At 72.8% G+C, this 20,982-nt stretch carries 20 protein-coding genes; 7 read left to right on the top strand and 13 right to left on the bottom strand.

The genetic code is table 11. From position 1 onward, the window contains the following. The first annotated feature begins 14 nt into the window (after positions 1–14). Entirely contained in the window at positions 15–1,199 is a 1,185-nt protein-coding gene (locus tag IF61_RS0129125; RefSeq protein ID WP_030369533.1) for a glycosyltransferase family 39 protein, read from the top strand. A 313-nt stretch (positions 1,200–1,512) separates the two neighbouring features. After that, complete coding sequence (locus tag IF61_RS0129120; RefSeq protein WP_030369532.1) at positions 1,513–2,520, top strand: phosphatase PAP2 family protein; 1,008 nt, start codon at positions 1,513–1,515, stop codon at positions 2,518–2,520. Positions 2,521–2,602: 82 nt separating this feature from the next. Here IF61_RS0129120 and IF61_RS0129115 read toward each other — a convergent pair whose 3' ends face one another. Continuing rightward, positions 2,603–2,818 carry an I78 family peptidase inhibitor gene (locus IF61_RS0129115; protein ID WP_030369531.1) on the bottom strand — a complete coding sequence of 72 codons (216 nt, stop codon included), beginning with the start codon at positions 2,816–2,818 and terminating at the stop codon, positions 2,603–2,605. Between the two features lie 452 nt (positions 2,819–3,270). Here IF61_RS0129115 and ctaD point away from each other — a divergent pair, with 452 nt between their 5' ends. Further along, complete coding sequence (gene ctaD, locus IF61_RS0129110) at positions 3,271–4,956, top strand: aa3-type cytochrome oxidase subunit I (RefSeq protein ID WP_030369530.1); 1,686 nt, start codon at positions 3,271–3,273, stop codon at positions 4,954–4,956. A gap of 55 nt (positions 4,957–5,011) precedes the next feature. Here ctaD and IF61_RS0129105 read toward each other — a convergent pair whose 3' ends face one another. Together IF61_RS0129105 and IF61_RS0129100 are read right to left on the bottom strand one after the other, a co-directional pair. Beyond that, the gene (locus IF61_RS0129105) at positions 5,012–5,986 is read right to left on the bottom strand and encodes a hypothetical protein (RefSeq protein WP_030369529.1); all 975 of its coding nucleotides are present in this window, start codon (positions 5,984–5,986) and stop codon (positions 5,012–5,014) included. Next, entirely contained in the window at positions 5,983–7,233 is a 1,251-nt protein-coding gene (locus IF61_RS0129100; RefSeq protein WP_030369528.1) for a glycosyltransferase family 4 protein, read from the bottom strand. Before IF61_RS0129100 ends, IF61_RS0129105 begins: the two co-directional genes overlap by 4 nt. Positions 7,234–7,429: 196 nt before the next feature. Here IF61_RS0129100 and IF61_RS0129095 point away from each other — a divergent pair, with 196 nt between their 5' ends. Beyond that, complete coding sequence (locus IF61_RS0129095; protein ID WP_043191298.1) at positions 7,430–8,245, top strand: hypothetical protein; 816 nt, start codon at positions 7,430–7,432, stop codon at positions 8,243–8,245. 152 nt (positions 8,246–8,397) lie between these two features. Next, complete coding sequence (locus tag IF61_RS0129090; protein WP_052393161.1) at positions 8,398–8,724, top strand: hypothetical protein; 327 nt, start codon at positions 8,398–8,400, stop codon at positions 8,722–8,724. 146 nt (positions 8,725–8,870) lie between these two features. On the opposite strand, the gene der is transcribed toward IF61_RS0129090, so the two are convergent. The 4 genes from der to IF61_RS0129070 all read right to left on the bottom strand — a co-directional run bounded on the left by der (position 8,871) and on the right by IF61_RS0129070 (position 12,925). Then, complete coding sequence (der, locus tag IF61_RS0129085; protein ID WP_030369525.1) at positions 8,871–10,328, bottom strand: ribosome biogenesis GTPase Der; 1,458 nt, start codon at positions 10,326–10,328, stop codon at positions 8,871–8,873. A 58-nt stretch (positions 10,329–10,386) separates the two neighbouring features. Further along, complete coding sequence (locus IF61_RS0129080; RefSeq protein WP_030369524.1) at positions 10,387–11,028, bottom strand: lysophospholipid acyltransferase family protein; 642 nt, start codon at positions 11,026–11,028, stop codon at positions 10,387–10,389. Continuing rightward, entirely contained in the window at positions 11,025–11,738 is a 714-nt protein-coding gene (gene cmk / locus IF61_RS0129075; RefSeq protein WP_043191273.1) for a (d)CMP kinase, read from the bottom strand. The genes IF61_RS0129080 and cmk overlap by 4 nt, the downstream gene beginning before the upstream one ends. A 101-nt stretch (positions 11,739–11,839) precedes the next feature. Next, positions 11,840–12,925 carry a prephenate dehydrogenase gene (locus tag IF61_RS0129070; protein WP_030369522.1) on the bottom strand — a complete coding sequence of 362 codons (1,086 nt, stop codon included), beginning with the start codon at positions 12,923–12,925 and terminating at the stop codon, positions 11,840–11,842. 129 nt (positions 12,926–13,054) lie between these two features. On the opposite strand from IF61_RS0129070, the gene IF61_RS0129065 reads away from it, so the two are divergent. Together IF61_RS0129065 and IF61_RS0129060 are read left to right on the top strand one after the other, a co-directional pair. Beyond that, positions 13,055–13,417, top strand: coding sequence for a DUF952 domain-containing protein (locus IF61_RS0129065; RefSeq protein WP_030369521.1), 363 nt, complete (start codon positions 13,055–13,057; stop codon positions 13,415–13,417). 8 nt (positions 13,418–13,425) lie between these two features. After that, complete coding sequence (locus IF61_RS0129060; RefSeq protein ID WP_030369520.1) at positions 13,426–14,109, top strand: nucleotidyltransferase domain-containing protein; 684 nt, start codon at positions 13,426–13,428, stop codon at positions 14,107–14,109. 393 nt (positions 14,110–14,502) lie between these two features. On the opposite strand, the gene IF61_RS0129055 is transcribed toward IF61_RS0129060, so the two are convergent. The 6 genes from IF61_RS0129055 to ald all read right to left on the bottom strand — a co-directional run bounded on the left by IF61_RS0129055 (position 14,503) and on the right by ald (position 20,781). Beyond that, a complete protein-coding gene (locus tag IF61_RS0129055) occupies positions 14,503–15,837 on the bottom strand; it encodes a pseudouridine synthase (RefSeq protein ID WP_030369519.1) in 1,335 nt (444 codons plus the stop codon). Next, positions 15,837–16,496, bottom strand: a complete 660-nt coding sequence (gene scpB / locus IF61_RS0129050) for an SMC-Scp complex subunit ScpB (RefSeq protein WP_030369518.1) — start codon at positions 16,494–16,496, stop codon at positions 15,837–15,839. The genes IF61_RS0129055 and scpB overlap by 1 nt, the downstream gene beginning before the upstream one ends. Then, a complete protein-coding gene (locus tag IF61_RS0129045; protein ID WP_043191270.1) occupies positions 16,493–17,548 on the bottom strand; it encodes a segregation and condensation protein A in 1,056 nt (351 codons plus the stop codon). The genes scpB and IF61_RS0129045 overlap by 4 nt, the downstream gene beginning before the upstream one ends. Before the next feature lie 93 nt (positions 17,549–17,641). Next, positions 17,642–18,199 (bottom strand): hypothetical protein, encoded by a 558-nt coding sequence (locus IF61_RS0129040; RefSeq protein WP_078660587.1) that lies wholly within the window; start codon positions 18,197–18,199, stop codon positions 17,642–17,644. Then, positions 18,184–19,311 carry a ParA family protein gene (locus IF61_RS0129035; protein ID WP_030369515.1) on the bottom strand — a complete coding sequence of 376 codons (1,128 nt, stop codon included), beginning with the start codon at positions 19,309–19,311 and terminating at the stop codon, positions 18,184–18,186. Before IF61_RS0129035 ends, IF61_RS0129040 begins: the two co-directional genes overlap by 16 nt. A gap of 354 nt (positions 19,312–19,665) precedes the next feature. Further along, positions 19,666–20,781: an alanine dehydrogenase gene (gene ald / locus IF61_RS0129030; protein ID WP_030369514.1), complete on the bottom strand. Its 1,116-nt coding sequence runs from the start codon at positions 20,779–20,781 to the stop codon at positions 19,666–19,668. Positions 20,782–20,982: the final 201 nt, after the last annotated feature.

Below are 20,982 nucleotides of genomic sequence, written 5' to 3'. Positions count from 1 at the left end.
TGGACAATTGATCGGTGACTGATCTTGTTTCTCCCGCCGGTACGGGCGCCGGGGCTCCCCTGCCCCGGGCCGCCCTCCGGGCGTGCGGCGCGCTGCGCCGTGCGCTGCCCGCCCTGCTGGTCTACGCGGGGGTGCGGGCGCTGGGGATCGCGGTCCTCGCGGTGTGGGGGTACTGCGCGGGCAAGAGCCCGCACCAGCTGCTCTCGGCGCGCTGGGACTCCATCTGGTACGCGCGCATCGCCGACCAGGGCTACGGCTACACGCTGCACCTGCCGGGCGGGAAGGTCCATTCGGACCTGGCGTTCTTCCCGCTGCTGCCCTGGCTGGAGCGGGGTCTGTCGGCGGTCTTCCCGCTGTCCGCGGGGGACGCGGGCCTGGTGGTCAGCGCGGTGTCGTCGCTGCTGGCCGCATGGGCGGTCTTCCTGATCGGGGAGCGGCTGTACGGGCGCCGGGCGGGCGTGGCCCTGGTGGCGCTGTGGGCGGCGCTGCCGGTCGGCATCGTGCAGTCGATGGCGTATTCGGAGTCGCTGTTCACGGCACTGGCGGCGTGGAGCCTGTACGCGGTGCTGACGGGCCGCTGGGTGTGGGCGGGCGCGTTCGCGGCGCTGGCCGGGCTGACGCGCCCGGTGGGTGCGGCGGTGGTGCTGGCCGTGTGGCTCGGGGTGCTGGTCGCGCTGCGGCGCGGGGGGCGCCCGGAGCCGCGGAAGACGGCCCGGATGCTGCTGGGCGCGGTGCTCGCGCCGCTGGGCTGGCTCGCGTACTTCGTGTGGGTGGGCGTGCGGACGGGCAGCCCGACGGGTTATCTGGACGTGCAGGGCGGCTGGGGCAACGGCTTCGACGGCGGGCTGGCCTTCGGTTCGTTCATCGCGCAGCGGCTCTTCGGCCCGGCGTTCGCCGCGGGGCTGGGGCTGCTGGTGGGCGTGGGTCTGGTGCTGTGGCTGTATACGGCGTGCGTGCGGCAGCGCCAGCCGCTGCCGCTGCTCGGTTACGCGGGGGCCGTGCTGCTGCTGGCCTTGACGGCGAAGGGGTACTTCGGTTCGAAGCCGCGCCTGATGATGCCGGCGTTCCCGCTGCTGCTGCCGCTCGCGGTGGCCGCCGCGCGGGCACGGCCGGTGCGGGCGGTACTGACGGTGAGCACGGTGGTGCTGGCGTCGGCGGTGTACGGGGCGTTCTGGCTGAACGGCTCGGGTCCCCCCTGATCCGACCGCCGCCGGCCCCGCGCCGCCCCGGCCCGCTGATCGTTTTCCGGGTGATCGTCCGTACCCGGCTCCCGGGTGCCCCGGAAAACGCCGTGGAACACCCGGGCCAATCCCCGATAAACGACGGCGCGGAATACGAAACAAAACGGCCCCGGCAGCCGCCCGGAGGGGTTCCGGAATTTCCGGTGCGATGGTTGTCCCGGGGAATCGAATGTGGCGCACGTCATGGCTGAGACGCATTCCACATCACATCGTCATCACAAACAGGCCCGATCGGCCGAAGCTTCCTGTCACTCAATGTAACGTCGATTGAGTGCGTACCAACGACGAGCTCGTCCAAGCGGAGGAGCGCCCGACCGAGCCCGTGCGGCCGCGGATGACCCGGACCCGCCTCGGGATCTTCGTGGCCACCTCCGTGGTGTACCTGGCGATCGTGGTCGGCGTGCTCACCACGTCCTGGCCGGTGCGGTTCGACTGGCAGGTCATGCTCTTCCGGCCGTACAAGCAGTGGCCGGAGATCCACACCTTCCTCGACTACTTCGTGGTCCTGGGCCAGCGCGGCCCGACCGCCGTCGCGGTGGCCGCCTGGCTGGGCTGGCGCACCTACAGGCAGGGGACGCTGCGCCCGCTGCTGGTCCTCGGCACGTCACTGCTGCTGCTCAACGCGACCGTGGGCGCGGCGAAGATCGGCATGGGCCGGCTCGGCCCGCACTACGCCACCTCGATCGGCTCGAACGAGATGTTCGCGGGCGGCGACATATTCCCCTCCGGGCACACCGCCAACGCCGTGGTGACCTGGGGCGTCCTGGCCTATCTGGCCACCACCAAGCGCACCCGCCGGGTGGCCTCGGTGATCGCCGCGCTCCTCGCACTGGGCGTCGGCATGACGACGGTCTATCTCGGTACGCACTGGATGAGCGACGTGACCCTCGGCTGGACCGCGGGCCTGCTGGTGCTCCTCGCCCTGCCCTGGTTCGAGGCGCCGATGGCCCGGGCCGAGGTGTGGCTGCTGGCCCTGTGGCGCCGGGTGCGCGAGCGCGGTGCGCTGGTGCCCGTCCCGGTGGCTCCGGTGTCCGTGGCCGCCCCGCGCGCCCCGGCCGACGACGAGCAGCCGGCCCGCGAGCCGGTGGGCGTCGGGAGCCGTACGGCGGGCGTCCGCGCCGGCGAGGGCCGGCCGTACCTGCCGGCCCGGCCGCACACGGCGCGCTCGGAGCGGACCCCGGTCACGCCGACCGGCAGCCGCCGCCCGCCGAACCCGGACCGGGTGCCGCGCACCCCGCTGGGCCCGGCCTCGGGCCGCGGCCGGACGGTGGGCGGCTGACGGACCGCAGCCCCGCTGCGTACGACGGCGGCCCCGGACCTCTGCGGAGGTTCCGGGGCCGCCGTCGTCCGTACGCCGCGGGTCATCCCTTCCAGCAGCGCTTCACGACGCCGTCCTGGGCCTCGAAGTTCAGCCGGCCCGCCATGTACTCCATGGTGACGATCGTGCCCGGCGCGAGGGCGCGCACGGTGGCCCAGCCGCGGGCGCGGGCCCGCTCGGCCGCGGCGGCGGTGCCAAGGCCCACGTAGGCGGTGAGGTCGTCGTCGGGGTCGGCGGGGAGGTTCGGTAGAGGTGCCATGCCCGTCACCGTAGGCCGCCCCCGCCGCCGGACGGAAGCGGAAGCGGGCGGGAAGCAGGAGGGGCCGGCAGCACGCCGCCACGGCGACACCGTCCCCCGGCGGTCACACTTCTGTCACAGAGAACCCGATGTGGTTTGCCGCGGAATGTTTCACCCCTACGGGGTTTTCGGCGCGGGACCGGGCGTCTTCACAAAGTGCGGGCGGGAAATACACGGATCCTTTTCCGCACCCTCCCGGAAAACCCTCGGACGAGGGCCCGAATGAGCACACAAGGGACCCGTCGGATATTGCGGGTCCGTGTTCACGGTCATGGGAATGCCGTGGTCCGGAAGTATCCGGAATAAATAATTCCGAATCTGAGGCACCCTCGCGCGCCGGGCGCGGGACGAGCATCATGGCGTGAGCCCGCAAGCCCGTCGAGGTGCACGACCGAGCGATCGAGGGAGCGCAGATGGGGACGGACACCGCGCAGGCGACCACCGGCCCGGCGCGGGAGCGCCGACCGGGCAGGCTCGTCATCGGCTGGCTCACGACCACCGACCACAAGACCATCGGCAACCTCTACCTGATCACCTCGTTCGCCTTCTTCCTGGCGGGCGGCCTGCTGGCGATGCTGATGCGCGCCGAGCTGGCCCGGCCGGGGCTGCAGTTCATGACCAACGAGTCGTTCAACGAGGCCTTCACGGCCCACGGCACGATCATGCTGCTGCTCTTCGCGACCCCGGCCTTCGCCGGCTTCGCCAACGCGATCATGCCCCTGCAGATCGGCTCGCCGGACGTGGCCTTCCCGCGGCTCAACATGTTCGCGTACTGGCTGTACCTCTTCGGCGGCCTGATCGTGGTGTCCAGCCTGCTGATGCCGCAGGGCGGCGCCACCTTCGGCTGGACCGGCTACGCCCCGCTCAACAGCATGGTCCGCTCCCCCGGCATCGGCACCGACATGTGGATCATGGGGCTGGCGCTCTCCGGCTTCGGCACGATCCTCGGCGCGGTGAACTTCCTGACCACGATCATCGGGATGCGCGCGCCCGGGATGACGATGTTCCGGATGCCCGTCTTCACCTGGAACGTGCTCTTCACCTCGGTCCTGATCCTGCTGGCCTTCCCCGTCCTGGCGGCGTCGCTGCTGGTGCTGGAGGCGGACCGGCGGTTCTCGTCCCTGGTCTTCGACTCCGCGAGCGGCGGGGCGCTGCTGTGGCAGCACCTCTTCTGGTTCTTCGGCCACCCCGAGGTCTACATCATCGCGCTGCCGTTCTTCGGCATCATCAGCGAGATCATCCCGGTGTTCTCCCGGAAGCCGATCTTCGGCTATCTGTCGCTCGTCGGCGCCACCATGACCATCACGGCCCTGTCGCTGGTGGTCTGGGCGCACCACATGTTCGCCACCGGAGCGGTGCTGCTGCCCTTCTTCTCCTTCATGTCGTTCCTCATCGCCGTGCCGACCGGCGTGAAGTTCTTCAACTGGATCGGCACGATGCTGCACGGCTCGCTGTCGTTCGAGGCGCCGATGCTGTGGGCCGCCGGGTTCCTGGTGAGCTTCCTCTTCGGCGGCCTGACCGGGGTGATCCTCGCGTCGCCGCCGCTGGACTTCCACGTGACGGACACCTACTTCGTCGTCGCGCACTTCCACTACGTGGTGTTCGGGACGGTGGTGTTCGCGACGTTCGCGGGCTTCTACTTCTGGTGGCCGAAGCTCACGGGCAAGATGCTGGAGGAGCGGCTGGGGAAGATCCACTTCTGGACGCTGTTCCTGGGCTTCCACCTCACCTTCCTCGTCCAGCACTGGCTGGGCGCCGAGGGCATGCCCCGCCGCTACGCCGACTACCTCGCGGCCGACGGCTTCACGGCCCTCAACACGGTGTCCTCGATCGGCGCGTTCCTGCTGGGCCTGTCCAACCTGCCGTTCTTCTACAACGTCTGGAAGACCGCCAGGTACGGCAAGCCCGTCGGCGTCGACGACCCGTGGGGCTACGGCCGCTCGCTGGAGTGGGCGACGTCCTGCCCGCCGCCCCGGCACAACTTCGTCGCCCTCCCCCGGATCCGTTCGGAGTCGCCCGCGTTCGACCTGCACCACCCGGAGGTGGCCCGGGCCGCCGCCCCGCAGACGGCGGAAGCGCCCGGGGCGACCGCTCCCTGACCGTCGTGGGCCTTCGTGAGCGGAGCCCGGGGCGGGGCCGGCGGTCTCCTCGGGGTCAGCCCGCTACGGGCGGGCGCTCCTCGATCCGGACCGCCAGGTCGTTGTCGGCCGTGTAGTACGGGCCGGCCTGGGCGGGCGCGTACTCCGCGTCGACGGGCAGCGCGGGGTAGACGAAGATCTGCTGCTTGTCGACGATGTCGTCGAGGAGGCGGGCGAGACGGGCGGGAGCCGAGCCGTCCGCCGGGCACAGCCACAGGTCCCAGACGTCCAGGCCGCCCCGCCACTCCGCGGCGAGCCGGGCGTAGTCCAGGGTGAAGGAGAAGTCCTGGCCGCCCTCCTCGGCGGGGGCGTCGTCCGCCGGCTTCTCCTGCGTCACCGGGGCCGTGACGACGAGGTCGGGCGCGCGGCGGCAGCGGGCCTCCACGACGGCGCCCGCGAGCCAGGCGGCCGGGTCCGCGACGCGGTGCAGGCTGCCGTGGGCGGTCAGCCCCGAGGCGTCCGGGTGCAGGGCGCCGGCCTCGGCGTGCGGGGCCCGCAGCCAGCTGCGCAGCGAGAGGTTGCCGTGCTTGGTCGCGTACGGGATGCGGACCGCGAGCGGCGAGGTGCTCGGCCCGGGTCTGCGGTCGACCAGCGATCTGAGGTCGGCGAGGCCCGGCACGAGGCGGCGCGGCTCGGCGTCGGCGAAGGCGGCGTAGACGTCCCAGCGGCCTTCGGGCAGCGCGACGGTGCTGGGCAGCACGGCGCGCAGCCGTCCCCCGCCGTCGGGCGCGAGCGGCAGGCGGACCTCCTCGGCCTCGTCGTCGCCGCGGCGGCGCAGGACCAGCGCGGCGGTCCAGTGGCCCGGTTCGCTGAGGTCGGCGCCGGAGCCGGGGGCGTCGAGGTCGAAGGTGAGCCCGCCCGCGGAGTCCGCGATGCAGTCGGCGCGCGGCGGTGCCGGGGCAGACACGATGGTGCTCTCCTCGGGGGTGGTGGGGCCGCCGGAACCGGCGGAGTTCGCGGGCACGGAGGGTTTGCGGCGCTCGGGCGTCATGCGGCACGCACCCGGCGCAGGGCGGAGCGGCTCGCGTCCGTGGTCCTGAACGCGTTGCTGAGCAGCGCACCACGGGTGCGGTGCAGCGAGCCGCGCAGGGCGCCGCGGGCCACCAGGTCGCCGAAGAGCTGCTCGTAGCGGCCGGCGACCTCGGCCGGGTCGAACCGGGCGGAGCTCGCGAGCGCCGCCCGGCCCATCCGCTGCCGCAGCTCGTCGTCGTTGATCAGCTTCAGCAGGCCGGCGGCGATCTTGTCGGTCTTGCCGACCGGTACCAGCAGGCCGTCCACGCCGTCGTCGATGATCTCGCCGGGGCCGTGCGGGCAGTCGGTGGAGACCACCGGCAGGCCGCAGCGCATCGCCTCGACGATCGTCATGCCGAACGACTCCAGGCTGGAGGTGACGGCGCCGATGGAGCCCTTGACCCACTCGGGGTCCAGGGGATTGGCGGGGCCCATGAGGAAGACGTGGTTGTAGAGGCCGCGCTTGTCGATGAGGGCGCGCAGCTTGGCGCGCTCGGCGCCCGCGCCGTAGATCCGCAGCTTCCAGTCGGGACGCTCGGCCACGACCTTCTCGAAGGCGCGGATCAGCACGTCGTAGCGCTTGGCGGGGGCGAGCCGGCCGGCGGCGACCACCCACTTGCCGGTGCCGTCGGCCGGGGCCACGGCCGGTGCGGGGATGCTGTTGGGCACGGCCTCCACCCGCACGCCGGGCAGCCGCATCAGCTTGCGGTACGTCGCGGCGTCGGCCTCGGTCACGGTGGTGACGGCGTCCAGCCGCGGGTAGTGCGTGCGCAGCGTCAGCTTGAGCGGCTGGGAGTGGGTGCTCAGCGTCAGGTGCTCCTGGCCGACCCGGACCGGGCCGCGGCGGGCCTGCTGGGCGATGTGCACGTTGAGGCCGGGGCGGGTGCCCACGACCACGTCGCTGTCCAGGGTGCGCAGGTGCTCGGCGATCCGCCGGTCGGTCAGGGCGCTGTACTGCTTGTAGCGGCCCTCCGTGGCGGGGAAGACCGCGGCGGGGCGCTCGTACTCCGGGTCGTCGCCCTCGTAGCCCGGCGTGCCCTTGCGCAGGTCGACCAGGTGGCGCAGGCGCACCTTCCCGCCGGGCGAGAAGACCGGCTCCTCGCGGTGGCGGAAGACGGAGACGACCTCCACGTCGTGCTGCTCGGCGAGGGTGCTCGCGAGGTTGAACGTGGTCCGGATCGTCCCGCCGATGCCGTACGCATTGTGAATAAGGAATGAGATGTGCATTCGTCCCCAGCCGGTTGCCGCGGACATTCCTTCCAGCCCGCCTACCGGAAGACTAGACCGTGGTACGGGCCGGGAGGTTGGCCCCGATCCCCAACTCGTTACGCGTGACCCCCGCCGCGGATCGCCCGTTGTGCTCTTACGAACCGGGAACCCCCGTGTGATACGCACCGATATCTAGGAGCCACCCGTGCCGCGCATGCTCGACGTCAGTGAGGACGTCCGCGCCGAGATCGGCGACGAAGAGGCCGAACGACTGCTGGGCGGCGTCACCGCCCCGGGCAGCTACGACTGCACGTCCTGCCGCACACCGGGCGACACGGACCGGGAGCGGACCAGCACCGTGCTCTTCGTCGGCGAGGAGACGGCCGTGCTCGCCTTCGCGCACGCCGCCTGCATCCCCTCCCAGGTCGTCGCGGTCCCCGAGGAACAGCTGCAGGGCGCCGTGCGCTCCATCCAGGGCGAGGGTGAGCAGGCCGGTGCGCCGCAGCTGCCGGCGCCCGCCGCCATGCCCACGCTGACCGCCGCGCCCGACGGGCCCGTGCAGGCCGAGCTGGGCGTCACCAGCGGCCTGGTGCTGATCAAGGGCGACCAGCACCCGGCGCTCGTCGTCGAGCCGCTCGGGCCGATCGCCCGCCCGGGCACGACCGGGCCGGTCGACGTCTTCCTGCCGCTCCTGATCGAGCAGGGCTTCGCGCCCGTCGCCACCGTGGAGCAGGTGCCGCCGCCCACCCCGGGCTGGTCGGTGCTGCTGGCCATGGGGCAGCTGCACGCGATCCTGATGCCGGGCGTCGCGGGTGGCCAGCCCAGTGCGTGGTGGCAGGCCCACCAGGCGATGCAGGTGGCCCCCGAGTGGCGCTCGGCGGTGAACAAGACCAAGCGGGTGCTGGTCTTCGCGGCGCCCGTCGGCACGATCGGCTCGCAGCCGCGGGAGGACCTGCTGCGCGAGGCCCTCGACCGGGCGGCGGCGGCCGGGCGGCTCGTCGCCGCGTCCATGCCGCTCGCGGGTACGTGACGAGCGTCGTGCACCCCGTGGACCCCGCCGGCCACGCTCCGGCGGCCCATTACGGGCCGGGCCCGCATCCCCCGGGCCACGGGCTCGTTGGCTCGTATGTGCACTCATACGAGCCTGCCCCGCGGATTCCGTACCCGAACCACATCCCCGGTATGCGCCCACCCCGCGACACCACCCCGCAGAGCCATCCCGTCTCGGTCACCCCGATCTACGATGCGCTCTACTCCGAGTACCGCCGCTCGTTCCGGGCCCTCCCCTTCGACCGTTCCGGCGAGGAGGAGCTGAAGTTCGTGGGCTTCGGTCCGCATCCGCAGCTCGGCTACGGCCAGTACGGCGGGCAGCAGGGCTATGCCGGCCAGCTGGGCTACCACGTTCCGTCGGGCTACCAGACCGCCTGGGACACGCACTACGGGCGGCAGCGCGGGCACATGCCCGCGCTGCCGCCCGCACCACGTGACGGCCGCATGCGCGGCTATTAGCGACAGAGGGGCTGCGGGGCCCTACGGCCCCCAGCCCCTCACGTCTTACTTCTTGCGCCCGCGCTTCTCGCGCACCCGCACCGGCTGCAATTCCCGGGGGATAACCCCCGGACCCCCAGCCGGGGGTCCGGCAGAGCTCGCCCTGCCTACTTCTTGCGCCCGCGCTTCTCGCGCACCCGCACCGAGATGTGGATCGGCGTCCCCTCGAAGCCGAACTCCTCGCGCAGGCGGCGCTCCACGAAGCGCCGGTAGCCCGCCTCGATGAAGCCGGAGGCGAAGAGGACGAACCGCGGGGGCTTCGTGCCCGCCTGCGTGCCGAAGAGGATGCGCGGCTGCTTGCCGCCCCGGATCGGGTGCGGGTGGGCCGCGACGAGCTCGCCGAGGAAGGCGTTCAGCCGCCCGGTCGGCACGCGCGTCTCCCAGCCCGCGAGGGCCGTCTCGATCGCCGGGACGAGCTTCTCCATGTGCCGGCCGGTCTGCGCCGAGACATTGACCCGCGGCGCCCACGCGACCTGCTGGAACTCGGTCTCGATCTCGCGCTCGAGGTAGTAGCGGCGCTCCTCGTCGAGCGTGTCCCACTTGTTGTACGCGATGACGATCGCACGGCCGGCCTCGACGGCCATGGTGACGATGCGCTGGTCCTGGACGGAGATGCTCTCGCTCGCGTCGATCAGGATCACCGCGACCTCGGCCTTCTCGACCGCGGCGGCGGTGCGCAGGGAGGCGTAGTAGTCGGCGCCCTCCTGGAGGTGGACGCGCTTGCGGATGCCCGCGGTGTCCACGAACTTCCAGGTCACGCCGCCGAGCTCGATCAGCTCGTCGACCGGGTCGCGGGTGGTGCCCGCGAGCTCGTTGACGACGACGCGCTCCTCGCCCGCCACCTTGTTGAGCAGGGAGGACTTGCCGACGTTCGGGCGGCCGATCAGGGCGATGCGGCGCGGGCCGCCGACCGCGGTGCCGAAGCGCTGGGCCGGGGCCTCGGGCAGGGCCTTGAGGACCTCGTCCAGCATGTCGCCGGTGCCGCGGCCGTGCAGCGCGGAGACCGGCATCGGCTCGCCGAGGCCCAGCGACCACAGCATGGCGGCGTCGGCCTCGGCGGAGGGGCCGTCGACCTTGTTGGCGCACAGCACGACGGGCTTGCCGGCCCGGCGCAGCAGCTTGACGACGGCCTCGTCGGTGTCGGTCGCGCCGACCGTGGCGTCCACGACGAAGACGACCGCGTCGGCGGCCTCGATCGCGTACTCGGCCTGGGCGGCGACGGACGCGTCGATGCCGAGGACGTCCTGCTCCCAGCCGCCGGTGTCGACGACCTTGAAGCGGCGGCCGGCCCACTCGGCCTCGTAGGTGACGCGGTCGCGGGTGACGCCCGGGCGGTCCTCGACGACCGCCTCGCGGCGGCCGATGATGCGGTTCACGAGCGTCGACTTGCCGACGTTCGGGCGGCCGACGACGGCGAGCACGGGCAGCGGGCCGTGACCGGCCTCGCCGAGGGCGCCCTCGACCTCGTCGGCCTCGAAGCCCTCCTGCGCCGCGAGCTCCATGAACTCCGCGTACTCGGCGTCGCCAAGCTCACCGTGCTCGTCGCCGTGGATCTGGTCGTTCATGAAGTCCGTTCCTCGTTCGTATGGTCGGCGGACCCGCGGGTCCGCTACTAAGTCTCGTTCAGCGGCCGGTCAGCCGCTTGGCGTCCGCCAAGTGCGCGCCCAGCCGCTGCTGGATCCGGACGGTCGCCTCGTCCAGCGCCTTGCGCGTGCGCCGGCCGCTGCCGTCGCCCGCCTCGAAGGCGTCCCCGAAGACGACGTCGACCCGGCTGCGCAGCGGCGGCAGGCCGCGCACGAGGCGGCCCCTGCGCTCGGTACTTCCGAGCACCGCAACGGGCACGATCGGCGCCCCCGAGCGCACCGCGAAGTAGGCGAGGCCGGCGCGCAGCGAGGCGAAGTCACCCTCGCCCCGGGTGCCCTCGGGGAAGATCCCCAGGACCCCGCCGTGCTCCAGGACGCCCAGCGCCTCCGTGATCGCGGCGCGGTCGGCGCTCTCCCGGTCCACCTTCAGCTGGCCGATCCCTTCCAGGAACCGGCCGAGGGGGCCGACGAACGCCTCCTTCTTGATCAGGAAGTGCACCGGCCGGGGCGCGGTGCCCATGAGCATCGGGCCGTCGACGTTGTGGGAGTGGTTCACGGCCAGGATGACCGGCCCCGCGGCGGGCACCCGCCAGGCGCCCAGCACACGCGGCTTCCACAGCCCGTACATCAGGCCTATGCCGATCCGCCGCCCGACGGCGGCACCCCCGGGGGAAGCGGTCACGCGCTGCGCCGCTCCTCGACCAGGGTCACCACGCACTCGATGACCTGCTCCAGCGTGAGCTCCGTGGTGTCCACCTCGACCGCGTCGCCCGCCTTGGCCAGCGGCGAGGTCTTGCGGCCGGAGTCGGCGGCGTCCCGCTTGATCAGGGCGGCCTGGGTCGCGGCCAGGTCGGCGGCCTCCTTGCCCTTCAGCTCGCCGCTGCGGCGGGCGGCCCGGGCCTCGGCGGACGCCGTCAGGAAGATCTTGAGGTCGGCGTCGGGCAGCACCGTCGTGCCGATGTCGCGGCCCTCGACGACGATGCCGGCCGGAGCCTCGGCGGCGATCGCCCGCTGCAGCTCGGTCAGGCGCGTACGGATCTCCGGGACGGCGCTGACGGCGCTGACCGCGGAGGTGACCTCCTGGGTGCGGATCGGGCCCGCGGCGTCGGCACCGTCGACCGTGATGGTCGGCGCGGACGGGTCGGTGCCGGAGACGATCTCGGGCTTGCCCGCGGCATCGGCGACCGCGGCGGCGTCGTTCACGTCGATGCCGTTGCTCAGCATCCACCAGGTGATCGCGCGGTACTGCGCGCCGGTGTCCAGGTAGCGCAGGCCGAGCTTGGCGGCGACGGCCTTGGACGTGCTGGACTTGCCCGTGCCGGAGGGGCCGTCGATGCCGACGATGACTGCTGCCGGAGCGGTCCGGGCGGCGGTTTCCACGGTGTCAGACACCTTCCTTGTGCACGGGGTGGGGAACGGGCGGTTCATACCAGCCTCCGACAAGGTTACTGGCTCGCGGGAGCGGCATCGGCCCCGCGGGCCCGCACCCCTCGCTACTGCCGCAGTGACCAGCCCTGGTCGCGGAGGGTTGCCGTCAGGGACGTCACCGCGCCCGGTTCGACCATGAGCTGGATCAGGCCCGCCTGCTGCCCCGTCGCGTGCTCGATGCGGACGTCCTCGATGTTCACGCCCGCCCGGCCCGCGTCGGCGAAAATGCGGGCGAGCTCGCCCGGCTGGTCGCCGATGAGGACGGTGACCGTCTCGTACGCGGCCGGAGCCGCCCCGTGCTTGCCCGGCACCCGGCTGCGGCCCGCGTTGCCGCGCCGCAGGACGTCCTCCAGGCCGGCCGCGCCCTCCTCCCGCTTGTCGTCGTCCGCGGCCTCCAGCGCGCGCAGGGCCCGTACCGTCTCGTCCAGGTCGGCGGCGACGGCGGCGAGGATCTCGGCGACGGGGCCCGGGTTGGCGGAGAGGATCTCCACCCACAGCTTGGGGTCGGACGCGGCGATCCGGGTCACGTCGCGGATGCCCTGGCCGCACAGCCGCACGGCCGTCTCGTCCGCGTCCTGCAGGCGGGCGGCGACCATGCTGGAGAGCAGGTGCGGGGTGTGCGAGACGAGGGCGACGGCCCGGTCGTGGTCGTCGGCGTCCATGACGACGGGCACCGCGCGGCACAGGGCGACGAGTTCGAGGGCCAGGTTGAGGACCTCGGTGTCGCTGTCCCGGGTGGGCGTGAGCACCCACGGGCGGCCCTCGAAGAGGTCGGCCGTGGCGGCCATGGGGCCGGAGCGCTCGCGGCCCGCCATCGGGTGCGTCCCGAGGTAGCCGGAGAGGTCGGCGCCGAGCGCCTCCAGCTCGCGGCGCGGGCCGCCCTTGACGCTCGCGACGTCGATGTAGCCGCGGCCGAGGCCGTCCCGGATCGCCGCGGCGAGCGTGGCCGCGACGTGCGCCGGCGGCACGGAGACGATCACCAGGTCCACCGGGCCCCCGGGCGCCCCGTCGGTGCCGGCGCCCCGGGCCGCGGCCGTCCGCGCCGCGTCCGGATCGTGGTCCCTGAGGTGGACGTGGACCCCGCGGCCCGCGAGGGCGAGCGCGGCGGAGGTGCCGATCAGTCCGGTGCCGATGACGAGGGCGGTTCTCACTGGGAGTCCTTGCGGGTGCGTGGAGCGTGACGGAGAGCGGGCCCGGCCAGCCTATCCAGCCGCTCCTCCGGCCGGGCGGGGCGGGCGCCCTGCGGGACTGCCGGGCCCGCGTCCGGTACAACCATGCACATGATCTACCACGTGGTGCCCCTGGACGACTGGCTGGCCGTGCCCGACCGCCCGTACTCCCCCGCCTCCCTCTCCGAGGACGGCTTCGTCCACTGCTCGCCCGACGAGGAGACGACGCTCGCCGTGGCCACGGCGTTCTACAGGGACGTGCGCGGCCCGCTGATGGTCCTCCTGATCGACGAGCACAAGCTGGACGTCCTGGTCCGCTGGGAGGCCGCCGACCCGGCCCCGCCGCCGGGCGTCGACCCCGCCACGCGGTTCCCGCACGTCTTCGGCCGCATCAACCGCGACGCGGTCGAGGGAATGATGGAGATCCAGCGCGACGAGGACGGCCGGGCGACGGGCCTGGCGGTGTGGTCGTGACGGTGTCCGTGGCCCCGGTCGCGCTGGTCACCGAGCACACCGTCTACGCGTGCGTGATGGGCTCGCGCGCCTTCGGGCTGGCCACGGAGGGCAGCGATACGGACCGGCGGGGCGTGTACGTGGCGCCCACGCCGCTGTTCTGGGGCTTCGTAAAGCCGCCGCCGCACGTGGAGGGGCCGGCCGAGGAGCAGTTCTCCTGGGAGCTGGAACGGTTCTGTGAGCTGGCGCTGCGGGGCAACCCGAACATCCTGGAGTGCCTGCACTCCCCGCTGGTCGAGCACGTCGACGCCACCGGTCGCGAGCTGCTGGCCCTGCGGGAGGCGTTCCTCTCCCGCAAGGTCCGGCAGACGTACGCGGGCTACGCGGCGGACCAGCGCAGGAAGTTCACGGCGGACGTCCGGGCGCACGGCACGCCGCGGCGGTGGAAGCCCGTCATGCACGCGCTGCGGCTGCTGATCAGCGGCCGCGACCTGCTGCGCACGGGGTCGCTCGCGCTCGACGTCGGCGACCTGCGCGAACCGCTGCTCGCCGTGCGGCGGGGCGAGGTGCCCTGGCCCGAGGCGGAGGCGTGGCTGAACCGCCTCGGCGAGGAGGCCGACGAGGCGGCCCGTACGAGCCCGCTCCCCGAGGAACCGGACCGGGCGCGCGTCGAGGACTTCCTGATACGCGTACGCCGGGCCTCGGCGGGCTAGGGCCCTGCGGGCGGCGCGGCGTGCCCTGCGGGCGGCGCGGTCCGGCGCCCCGGTCCGTGTGCGGGGTGGTGTCCGCACCCTGCAGACCGCCGCGGCCGGGGGCACCTCCCAGCGGTAGCCGGGGGAGATCAGCCGACGCGGCGGTCTCGGCCGCGCCGGACCGCCTGAGCCCGTAAGGCACCGCCGGGCCGCGCCACGGAGGCCTATCGCCGTTGCGGCGGGGGATGTCGCGGCCGGCGCCGGACGGACCGGTCAGCCGGCCTCGGCGCCGCTGCGGCGGAACTCGGACCTTCCGCAGAAGGTCGTCTCCGCCGCAACGGCGACCGGCCACGCCATACGTGACCGGCGGTACCGGACCGGGGCGGCCCCCCAAGGGGCCGGAGCCCCGACCGGTTAGAGGTCGACCTCGCCCATCAGCATGCCGACCTCGGTGTTCGTCAGGCGGCGCAGCCAGCCCGACTTCTGGTCGCCCAGGGCGATCGGGCCGAACGACGTGCGGACCAGCTTCTCGACCGGGAAGCCCGCCTCGGCGAGCATGCGCCGCACGATGTGCTTGCGGCCCTCGTGGAGGGTGACCTCGACGAGGTAGTTCTTGCCGGTCTGCTGGATGACGCGGAAGTTGTCCGCGCGGGCGTACCCGTCCTCCAGCTCGATGCCGTTCTTGAGCTGCTTGCCGATGTCGCGCGGCAGCGGCCCCGTGATGGCGGCGAGGTACGTCTTCTGCACGCCGTACCGCGGGTGCGTCAGCCGGTGGGCCAGCTCGCCGTGGTTGGTGAGCAGGATGATGCCCTCGGTCTCCGTGTCGAGGCGGCCGACGTGGAAGAGCCGGGTCTCGCGGTTGGTGACGTAGTCGCCGAGGCACTGGCGGCCGTCGGGGTCCTCCATGGTGGAGACGACGCCGGCCGGCTTGTTGAGGGCGAAGAACAGGTAGGACTGGGTGGCGACGGTCAGGCCGTCGACCTTGATCTCGTCCTTCTCCGGGTCGACCCGCAGGCCCTGCTCGGTGACGATCCGGCCGTTGACCTCGACGCGGGCCTGCTCGACCAGCTCCTCGCAGGCGCGGCGGGAGCCCATGCCGGCACGGGCCAGCACCTTCTGCAGGCGCTCGCCTTCCTGTTCGGCGCCGGGGAAGGTCTTGGGGGTCTTCACCTGCGGCTTGTTGTGCCGCTCCCGGTTGCGCTCCTCGATCTTGGCATCGAGCTCGCGCGAGCGGGCGGGGGCGCCGTGGCCACGGGCGGGCCCGCTGCTGCGGCCGCCGGAGCCGGCCGTGGAGCTCTTGCGGGGGCCGCCCTTGGCGCCGCCGCGAGCCGCCGCACCGCGGCCGCTCGTGGGTCCGCTGGTGCGGCCGCTGGTGGGGCCGCTGCGGGTGCGCTCGGCGTCGGGGCCCACGTCGTAGCGGCGCTCCTCGGGGCGCGGACGGCGCGGACGCTCCTGCGGCCTGTCGTCGCGCCGGTCCCCGGAGCGGCCGCCGTCGTAACGCCCGCCCTCGGAACGACCGCCACCGGAGCGCCCGCCCTCGGAACGACCGCCGCCGTAGCCACCGCCACCGGAGCGCCCGCCCTCGGAACGACCGCCGCCGTAGCTCCCGCCGCCGGACCGACCGCCGCTCTCGGGGCGCCCGCCGCCGGAACGGCCGCCGCCCGCGCGCCCGCCCCCGGACGCCGGACGTCCTCGACCGCCCCGGTCGTCCCGGTTGCCGCTTCCGCTGTTCCTGCCGCTGCTTCGCATCAAAGTTCCGTCTTGTCGTCCGCTTCGGTGTCCGGTGCGTCCGGATCGAACGACGGCACACCTTCCTGAGTGTCGCCCTCGATCGCCTCCGCCTCGGGGAGGAAGGGCGCGAGCTCCGGGAGCTCGTCCAGGCCGCGCAGGCCCATGCGCTCCAGAAAGTAGTTCGTCGTCCTGTACAGGATCGCACCTGTTTCGGGTTCCGTCCCCGCCTCCTCCACCAGACCCCGCTGGAGGAGGGTGCGCATGACCCCGTCACAGTTCACGCCGCGCACCGCGGAGACCTTCGACCGGCTGACCGGCTGACGGTACGCGACGACGGCCAGGGTCTCCAGGGCGGCCTGGGTGAGCCGGGCCTGCTGGCCGTCCAGGACGAAGGCCTCGACGGCGTCGGCGTAGGCCGGGCGGGTGGAGAAGCGCCAGCCCCCGGCGACCTGCCGCAGCTCGAAGCCGCGCCCCTGGGCGTCGTACTCCGCGGCCAGCCCGGCGAGGGCCTCGGCGATCTCGCGGCGGGGGCGCTGAAGGACCCTGGCGAGGTGCTCCTCGGTGGCCGGTTCGTCGACGACCATGAGGACGGCTTCCAGCGCGGGCCCGAGGTCGGGCCGGGAGACACCGGAGGCCCCTGCGGCGGTCTCTTCGCCCTCGTACGTCTCTGCGCTCACTGTGCACTCTCCTCCGGCTCGGTCTCCGGCGCGCGGTCGAACTCGTCCGTCACCAGCGGTTCCGCCCCGTCCTCGCCCGTCCAGCGCACCGACAGCTCTCCGAGGGCCTCGTCCTGGTCGAGGGCGACCGCGCGCTCGCGGTAGAGCTCCAGCAGGGCCAGGAAGCGGGCGACGACGGTCAGGGTGTCGGGGGCGTCGCCGGCCAGCTCCCCGAAGCTGACCCGGCCCGCCACCCGCAGCCGGGCCACCACGACCTCGGCCTGCTCGCGGACGCTGACGAGGGGCGCGTGGATGTGGTCGACGTACACCTGCGGCACCGGCTTGGGCCGCATGGCCTTGACCGCCAGCTCGGCGAGGCGCTCGGGCCCGATGCCGAGGACGACCTCGGGGAGCAGCTCGGCGTGGTGCGGCTCCAGGCCGACCGTGCGGGGGAAGCGGCGGGCCTCGTCGTCCAGGCGGGCGCTGAAGATCTCCGCGACCCGCTTGTAGGCCCGGTACTGCAGCAGCCGGGCGAACAGCAGGTCGCGGGCTTCCAGGAGGGCGAGGTCGGCCTCGTCCTCGACCTCGGCGGCGGGCAGCAGCCGGGCCGTCTTGAGGTCGAGGAGGGTCGCGGCGACGACGAGGAACTCGGTCGTCTGGTCGAGGTCGAAGTCGGGACCCATGGCGCGGAGGTGCGCCATGAACTCGTCGGTGACCTTGGAGAGGGCGACCTCGGTGACGTCCAGCTTGTGCTTGGCGATCAGCTGCAGGAGGAGGTCGAAGGGGCCTTCGAAGTTCTCCAGGCGGACGGTGAACCGCGAGTCGCCTCCCGCAGGGGTCTCCGACGCGGCGGCGCCCGGCCCGGGCGCCGGCTCAGCGGCCGCGGCTCCGGCCCCGGAGGGCTCCGCCGCAGCGGCCCCGGCCGTAGCGGTTTCCGCCGCGGGAGCCGAGGTCCCACGGGCCGCGCTCCCGGCGGCCCCGGCCTCGCCGCCGGCGGGCGGCTGCGGGTGCGGCCGGCCGCCCGGGCCACGGCCGAGGGGACGGCGGGCCGGAGAGGAGGCGGCTGCGGGCATCGGTGATCCAGGGTGGGGGCGGAACGGGCCGTACGACGGCGCACGGGGGCGCGGTCACGGCAGAGGCTAGCGAGGCTAGCGCAGCGGAACCGCTCAGCGGCCGCGCAGGCGCCGTACGAGGATGCTCGCGTCGCCCCGCGACTCCAGGTCGGCGAGGACGACGGCGACGGCCTCCCGCACGATCCTGCCGCGGTCGACCGCGAGGCCGTGCTCGCCGCGCAGCACCAGCCGGGCGTGTTCGAGGTCCATGAGCTCCTCGGCGGAGACATAGACGGTGATCTTCTCGTCGTGGCGCTCCCGGCCGCTGGGCCGGCGCCCCGCACCGCGCCCGCGGCGGCGGCCCTGTGCGGGCGGAGCGGCCTCGCCCTGGCCCGCGGCCCGGCCGGCGCCCGCGGGGCGCTCCTGCGCGCCCGCGGGGCGGCGCTCGGGGGCGTTCTCCCGGTCGGCCGCGGCGGCACCGCGGCCGCTGTGCTCGGTGCCCGCGCCGGCGGCGGCGCCTTCGGACGTCGTGTCGGAGTCACCGGCCGGGCCGGGCACCCGCGGGCCGCCCTCCCCGTTCGCCTGCCGGCGGGGGGAGGAGGACTGCAGCCCGGACCCCCCGGTCGTACGGAACAGTTCGTCGGCGCCGGGCAGACTCACTCGGCGTGACACCGGGCGAGCACCTCCCTGGCGAGCTGTCGGTAGGCGGCGGCACCCACGGAGTTGGACGCGTACGTGGTGATCGGCTCGCCCGCGACCGTGGTCTCGGGGAAGCGGACCGTACGGCCGATGACGGTGTGGTAGACGTGGTCGTCGAAGGCCTCGACCACGCGGGCAAGGACCTCGCGGCTGTGCACGGTCCGCGAGTCGTACATGGTGGCGAGGATGCCGTCGAGCTCCAGGTCGGGGTTGAGCCGCTCCTGGACCTTCTCGATCGTCTCGGTGAGCAGCGCCACACCGCGCAGCGCGAAGAACTCGCACTCCAGCGGGACGATCACCTTGTGGGCGGCCGTCAGGGCGTTGACGGTGAGCAGGCCGAGCGAGGGCTGGCAGTCGATGACGATGTAGTCGTAGTCGGCGAGCAGCGGCTTGAGGGCGCGCTGGAGCGTCGACTCGCGGGCCACCTCGCTGACGAGCTGGACCTCCGCGGCTGACAAATCGATATTGCTGGGCAGCAGGTCCATGTTGGGCACGGCCGTCTTGAGGAGGACCTCGTCGGCCGACATGCCCCGCTCCATGAGGAGGTTGTAGACCGTCAGGTCCAGCTCCATCGGGTTGACGCCGAGGCCGACGGAGAGCGCGCCCTGCGGGTCGAAGTCGACGAGCAGCACCCGGCGTCCGTACTCGGCCAGGGCGGCACCCAGGTTGATGGTCGAGGTGGTCTTGCCGACCCCGCCCTTCTGGTTGCACATCGCGATGATCTTCGCGGGGCCGTGGTCGGTCAGCGGTCCGGGGATGGGGAAGTACGGCAGGGGACGCCCGGTGGGGCCGATGCGCTCGCGGCGCTGCCGGGCAGCGTCGGGCGCGAGGGTGGCCGCGTACTCGGGGTCGGGCTCGTACTCCGCGTCAGGGTCGTAGAAGTGCCCGTCGGGCACGTCCTCGTAGTCGGCGAGCCGCGCGGGATCGACCCCGCCGCGGTCGCCGGCCATGGCGTTCACGTGATGGCCGTCCATGCTCTGGTGGGCTGTCGGTGTGCTCTGGATGTTCTGGTGTGCCGCGAAGGTGTGGACAGCGACGGAGCCGACAGCTTCGAGTCCCGTGGGACTCTGGCCCTGCGCAGACATTCCTGGGTGACCACCCCCGGGAGCAAATGTCGACTCATTCACAAGTCGTCCTACCTCCTTGGTGACCAGGAAACATCTAGATAGGTCAGCGTTGCACCATGCCGACGGTTGGCGACTCTATGGCGTGTCGGCGGTTCGCAGCAACACAATCCGCCGGAGACGGCACGATGTGTCGGCAATCGAACAGGCTTCTGTCAAGGGTCTGCGGCCCACAACCCGGAAGTTTCGCGGGTGGGTGACGGGGCGTGGAAAGCAGTCGCAAACCGGGTAGCAACCCGATCAAAACGCCCCCGGCCGGACCTTGCTCAACAAGGTCCGGCCGGGGGTGCGCTCTTGGCGTGTCGTGTTGACGACTCAGCCGAGCAGGGTGCTCAGTTCGACGAACGGCAGGCCGTGCGCCTCGGCGACGGGGCCGTAAACGACCTGTCCCTCGTGGGTGTTGAGACCCTTGGCGAGGGCGGCGTCACGGCTGAGCGCCTCCTGCCAGCCACGGTTGGCCAGCTCCACGATGTAGGGCAGCGTGGCGTTGGTCAGCGCGTAGGTGGAGGTGTTCGGCACCGCGCCCGGCATGTTGGCGACGCAGTAGAAGACCGAGTTGTGGACCTGGAAGGTCGGCTCGGCGTGGGTGGTCGGACGCGAGTCCTCGAAGCAGCCGCCCTGGTCGATCGCAATGTCGACAAGTACACTTCCGGGCTTCATCTTGGCGACGAGCTCGTTGGTGACCAGCTTCGGGGCCTTGGCGCCCGGGATGAGGACGGCGCCGATGACGAGGTCGGCCTCGACGACGGCCTTCTCCAGCTCGAAGGCGTTGGAGACGATCGTCTGCACCTTGGTGCCGAAGACCTTGTCCGCCTCGCGGAGCTTGTTGATGTCACGGTCGAGCAGGGTCACGTGGAAGCCCATGCCGACGGCGATCTGCGCGGCGTTCCAGCCGGAGACGCCGCCGCCGATGACGACGGCCTTGCCGGCCGCCGTGCCCGGGACGCCGCCCGGCAGGACGCCGCGGCCGCCGGCCGAGCGCATCAGGTGGTAGGCGCCGACCTGCGGGGCCAGCCGGCCCGCGACCTCGGACATCGGGGCGAGCAGCGGCAGCGCGCGGCCCGCGAGCTCGACCGTCTCGTACGCGATCGCCGTGGTGCCGGACTGCAGCAGGGCGTCGGTGCACTCGCGGGAGGCGGCGAGGTGCAGGTAGGTGAAGAGGGTCTGGCCCTTGCGCAGGCGGTGGTACTCCTCCGCGATGGGCTCCTTGACCTTCAGCAGCAGGTCGGCGGTGGCCCAGACCTCGTCGGCCGTGTCCAGGATCGCGGCGCCGGCCGCGACGTACTCGGCGTCGGTGATGGACGAGCCCACACCGGCGTTCTTCTCGACGAAGACCTGGTGGCCGTTGCGGACGAGCTCATGCACGCCGGCGGGCGTGATGGCAACGCGGAACTCGTTGTTCTTGACCTCGCGGGGGATGCCGACCTTCACGTCGATCACGGTCCTTGAATCAGAGAAATACAGGCTATTCCGGAAATGCGGGGGCACACCAGAGCAGACCGCGGCGACCGCGGCCCAACCAGTCTAATGAAGGATCCTTCGCTGTCTAGCCTTGCAAAGAGTCAATTTTTTGGAAGACCACTACCGGTTTCGCAGGTAACCCTCGGGGTGCGCCAGTCCGGGTCGGTCCGG

Source organism: Streptomyces roseoverticillatus (genome assembly GCF_000719265.1).
Taxonomy (GTDB): domain Bacteria; phylum Actinomycetota; class Actinomycetes; order Streptomycetales; family Streptomycetaceae; genus Streptomyces; species Streptomyces roseoverticillatus.
The sequence above is the reverse complement of the archived record's forward strand: the minus strand, read 5'-3'. Positions and strand labels throughout refer to the sequence as shown.